Annotated in this window: 4 protein-coding genes and 1 pseudogene; all 5 read right to left on the bottom strand. The window is 40.7% G+C overall.

The window, feature by feature from the left end:
• Positions 1-909 (bottom strand): annotated as a pseudogene (locus tag HT729_RS09495) (hypothetical protein); the annotation flags it as partial.
• Positions 910-1539: 630 nt separating this feature from the next.
• On the bottom strand, positions 1540-2091 hold the full coding sequence (locus tag HT729_RS09490) for a GNAT family N-acetyltransferase (protein ID WP_000643819.1): 552 nt from the start codon (positions 2089-2091) through the stop codon (positions 1540-1542).
• Between the two features lie 349 nt (positions 2092-2440).
• Positions 2441-3265: an ammonia-dependent NAD(+) synthetase gene (gene nadE, locus HT729_RS09485; RefSeq protein ID WP_172931960.1), complete on the bottom strand. Its 825-nt coding sequence runs from the start codon at positions 3263-3265 to the stop codon at positions 2441-2443.
• Positions 3262-4722 carry a nicotinate phosphoribosyltransferase gene (locus tag HT729_RS09480; protein ID WP_172931959.1) on the bottom strand — a complete coding sequence of 487 codons (1461 nt, stop codon included), beginning with the start codon at positions 4720-4722 and terminating at the stop codon, positions 3262-3264. The genes nadE and HT729_RS09480 overlap by 4 nt, the downstream gene beginning before the upstream one ends.
• Before the next feature lie 115 nt (positions 4723-4837).
• A complete protein-coding gene (locus HT729_RS09475) occupies positions 4838-4987 on the bottom strand; it encodes a hypothetical protein (protein ID WP_172931958.1) in 150 nt (49 codons plus the stop codon).
• Positions 4988-5130 lie beyond the last annotated feature (143 nt).

Here is a 5130-nt window from a genome sequence, read left to right as displayed (position 1 = left end):
AAGAATGTCTTCTTCAACCTTGCTTTTGGCTGGAACTTTGATAACTGTATCCGTGGCTTCTTTTCTATCAACAGTAACCTTTTCGCTAACCTTACCAGTCTCTGGATTAACATCGTAGGTTCTTGTCGTGGTTACATAGCCATCCTCTCCGTCAACCATCTCAATAGAAGCTCCTCGGTCTCTACTTTCATCTTTTTCATAACGGATGACACTTGTAGGAAGGACTTCGCGGTCAACCTTGCTTTTGGCTGGAACTTTGATAACTGTATCCGTGGCTTCTTTTCTATCAACAGTAACCTTTTCGCTAACCTTACCAGTCTCTGGATTAACATCGTAGGTCCTTGTCGTGGTTACATAGCCATCCTCTCCGTCAATCATCTCAATAGAAGCTCCTCGGTCTCTACTCTCATCTTTTTCATAACGGATGACACTTGTAGGAAGGACTTTACGCTCAACCTTGCTTTTGGCTGGAACTTTGATAACTGTGTCTGTCGGTTCTTTTCTGTCTACAGTAACCTTTTCTGTGACCTTACCAGTCTCTGAATCAACATCGTAGGTCCTTGTCGTGGTTACAGTTCCGTCCTCTCCGTCAATTGTAATAGGATTTTCACTACGGTCTTTTGTTTCATCTTTTTCAAAACGAATTCGCGTACTTGAAATTTTCTTGGTTACTACCTTAGGTTTAGTCGCTACTTTTACAATAATATCCCCATTATCAGCTTCATCATACTCTATTCCCTCTTCTTTATCTCTAGTATCATCTCTGACATATTGAATCCCATCAGCAGCATGAACAAAACTTGTATTCAGGATTCCTCCTAAAAATAAAGTTAGCCCGACCATCACAGAACCAAAAATCCTTCCGAGTTTACGTAATGCATAGCGCTTATTGGTATTAAATTTTTCCATTACATCCTCCTTCTAAAAGTTACTACTTAGTATAGCATATTTTCTGGCAAATGTTAAACAATATGTTTCATACATCAAATAAACTTAAAATGATATATTAATTATTGAACTAACACTTTAACTATATCGTAATCAATCTCATATATAAAGGATTGCAGACATCTTATCTAAATACATGCTAATATATTTAGATACAAACATTCCAACTTGATAACTTTCACTCATCTTTCATCATTCCTTATACAACTATGCAGTATAAATAGAATAGTTTTCTCATCAGAATGAGACTATTTTAATATTAGATAATTTGATAGAAAAAACATAAATAAAATTGGTTGAATTTAATTCCCTAACTCGATAGAGGATTCTATTTTAAATTTAACAACAGCTAGGATTACACTATAAAAAGCACATTACCACCTGTTCGGCTGGAGAATCTAGTCGATTAGCTCCCTCTTAGTTACAAGCTTAAAGCGATTTTTTAACTAATACTAAACCAGATTAAAGAAGGAACTAGAACATCTGTCTTGTACTAATCAATATGCTATTTTAAAGTTGCAAATAAACTTAGAATGCCATTTATTATATTTACAATAAATAGTTGACTTCGATAGAAACAGAAAATAGAATTCAACATTCTTCCCTACTTATCTGATAATAAATAAGATCCGCAAGATAGCCTTTTCTCTCTACACCATTAACTATCGTTTGTAGATAGGACATTCCAGCCTTCTCCATGACACGACCTGAAGCTGGGTTGAGACTGGCATATCGAGCTTTGACTTTTTGAAATCCTACTTGAGTAAAACAAAAGTCCAAGACAGCTTTTAAGGCCTCTGTCATAAGACCACGACCCCAATAGTTTTTTCCTAAAATATAGCCAATTTCACAAGAAGAATTGTTCTCATCTATTGCAACGATGCTGATATCTCCTATCACTTGCTCTGGGTTTTCTTTGAGACAAATAGCCCATTTGTAATAGTTGGGATTAGTATAGGAAGCAACCCAGTTACGAATCGAATTTCGAGTCACCACGACATCAGGATGGGGATCCCAGGTAACATAGGTCAGATTCTCAGCGGATGAAGCCCAATTTTGAAACATAGCTTCTGAATCACTCTCCACAAATCTTCTTAAAATCAAACGTTCTGTCTGTAATATTTGCGTACCGATAGCTTTCATGATGCTACCTCACTTCCTTATTTCTATGCTCGTAGTAAAAAGGCTCAACTCAGTAACAGCTAGAAAACGAGTTTGTCTTCTAATTTCTTGACGCAGTCGCTGCCTGGTTTGAAATGCGCTCTAGCAAGCTTTTTCAAACCTAGTCATCGTTGCAGGGGTAAGACGATGAAATCGAACTCTTCGAGTTACCGAATCTGCCTCATTTTCTTATTTCTAAACTCGGGGTTCAAGATCCCCCAGACCTACTCTCACTTTTTTATTTCAAGGTGAGAGGCTGAAAACCTCCACTGGAGGTTTTTCTTGCTTTTTAATTTCAGGGCAAGAAGCTAAAAAGGTTCCCCGAACCTTTTTACTCCCAAAAGTCATCAAATACGGTGATGGGTAGGTGGCGTTTATGTTGGCCTTTGTGCCACCAGTTTTCGATTCTTGCTTGGGCTTCTGGGCTGATTGTTTTGCCTTCTAGGTAGTCATCAATCTCTTTATAAGTGACTCCGAGGGCTACTTCGTCAGCTAGACCGGGTTTGTCTTCTTCTAGGTCTGCTGTTGGGATTTTTTCATAAAGGGCTGGGTCTGCACCAAGTTCCTGCAAGAGTTGTTTTCCTTGACGTTTATTAAGACGGAAAAGGGGTAAAATATCTGCACCACCGTCACCAAACTTGGTAAAGAAACCTGTGATATTTTCCGCGGCGTGGTCTGTCCCAATGACCGCTCCACTATGGGCACCCGCAAGGGCATATTGGGCAATCATACGGCAACGAGCCTTGATATTGCCCTTATTAAAGTCTGAAACAGGACTACCTGTCACTTCAACTGCAACTGTCATCGCATCAGCTGATTCCTTGATATTAACTACAAAGCTGACATCTGGCTGGATAAAGGCTAGGGCTTTTTGAGCGTCTGCTTCATCAGCTTGCACTCCATAGGGCAGGCGGACAGCGATAAATTTGTAGCTGTCGTCTCCCGTTTCTGCTCGCAGTTCTTCCATAGCTAGTTGGGCCAATCGACCTGCCAAGGTTGAGTCTTGTCCTCCAGAAATCCCTAGTACAAAGGTTTTAAGAAAGGGATGTTTTTTCAGGTATCTTTTTAAGAAATCAATGGAACGACGGATTTCTTCCTGGGCATCAATCACTGGTTTGACACCCAGCTCTTGGATAATCGTTTCTTGCAAACTCATTCTTCTTCTCCTTCACCAAGGGCTTCCTTGCGCATCTTATCAATCAAGTCCATCTTGTCTTGCCATACATCACGCGCCAAATCCACTGGATAATGCTGCGGATTGAGCACACGCTTGTACTCATCCCAAAGCTTGTCAAATTCCTTACGAGCATAAGCCTGAATCTCAGTTAAGCTAGGCAGGTTGTAAATCAATTTCCCGTCTTTGAAGATACCCACCAAGAGAGGAACAGCGTCAAAATTACGAACGGTCTTCTTGATGTAGGTATAAGTCGGATGGAACATCTTGATTTCTGTCATACTGGCAACATCTACGCCGTCATAAGTGATGTAATCACCCTCTGACTTGCCTTTTTCACGACTGGTAATGCGCCACACCTGCTTCTTACCTGGCGTAGACACTTTTTCCGCATTATTAGACAGTTTGATAGTATTACGCATCTTACCATTTTCATCTTCAATCGCAACAATCTTATAAACCGCCCCAAGAGCTGGTTGGTCATAGGCTGTAATCAGCTTAGTTCCCACACCCCAGACATCAATCTTGGCCTTTTGCATCTTGAGGTTGAGGATAGTATTTTCATCTAGGTCATTTGAAGCATAAATCTTAGCTTCTGTAAAGCCAGCCTCGTCCAATTGCTGACGGACTTTCTTGGAAATGTAGGCAATATCCCCAGAGTCAATGCGGACACCAAGGAAATTAATCTGGTCACCCAGCTCACGCGCCACCTGAATGGCAGCGGGTACCCCAATTCGAAGTGTGTCATAGGTATCCACAAGAAAGACGCAATTTTTATGGGTCGCAGCATAAGCCTTGAAGGCCTTATAGTCGTTACCATAAACCTGTACCAAGGCATGGGCATGGGTCCCCAAGACAGGAATGTCAAAGAGTTTACCAGCACGCACGTTACTAGTTCCATTGGCACCACCAATCACCGCTGCGCGTGTTCCCCAGATAGCCGCATCCATCTCTTGCGCCCGACGTGTCCCAAACTCCATCAAGGGTTCATCTTCAATTACTGAACGAATACGAGCTGCCTTGGTCGCTACCAAGGTCTGGTAGTTGACGATGTTCAAAAGAGCCGTTTCAACCAATTGACATTGGGCTAGAGGACCTTCCACCTGCACAATCGGTTCATTAGCAAAAACCAAATCCCCTTCTTGGGTAGAACGAACGGTCAACTCCAACTTGAAATTGCGGAGGTAATCCAAGAACGCCCCATGATAACCAAGCGACTCCAAATAGGCAATATCACTATCTGAAAAACGCAAGTCTTCAAGATAATTCACAATTCTTTCCAAACCTGCAAAAACTGCATAGCCATTCTTAAAAGGCTGCTGGCGGAAATACACCTCAAAGACCGCCTTTTTATTGTGAATTCCTTGGTCAAAGTAAACCTGCATCATGTTAATCTGGTACAAGTCCGTGTGCAATGTCAAACTATCATCTGGATACATACTTTTCCTACTTCCTTAGCTAGAAACCCATGAAAATTTTCAAGAACTTTCATGTATTCCAATAAATTAGTACTATTATATCACATTTTAGCTGGATTGAGAAAAGAGTAACAAGCTATTCACCACTCTCCAGTTCATCCATATCTTGTTCAAACTTTTTCTGAGCCCATTCTCCATAGCTCTTAAGACCAAGATTGCCAATAAAGACCCAGGGAAGGTAAATGACATAAGTAATTGCCCAAGCAGACAGGTATTTAACGTTCAAAGGATTGTGCTGATAAATCCCGACTTTATCACTTAATTTTCCGCCGACCTTACTTAATCCCTTGGTACATCTGGATTTTCCGACTATTTTTCAACTTTTTTGTTTGTTGTATATACTTATGTATGCTATAATAGAGTATGGCA

It is taken from the genome of Streptococcus sp. 79 (assembly GCF_013277425.1).
GTDB lineage: Bacteria > Bacillota > Bacilli > Lactobacillales > Streptococcaceae > Streptococcus > Streptococcus pseudopneumoniae.
Note: the sequence above shows the minus strand (reverse complement) of the source record. Positions and strands in the feature narration are given on the sequence as shown.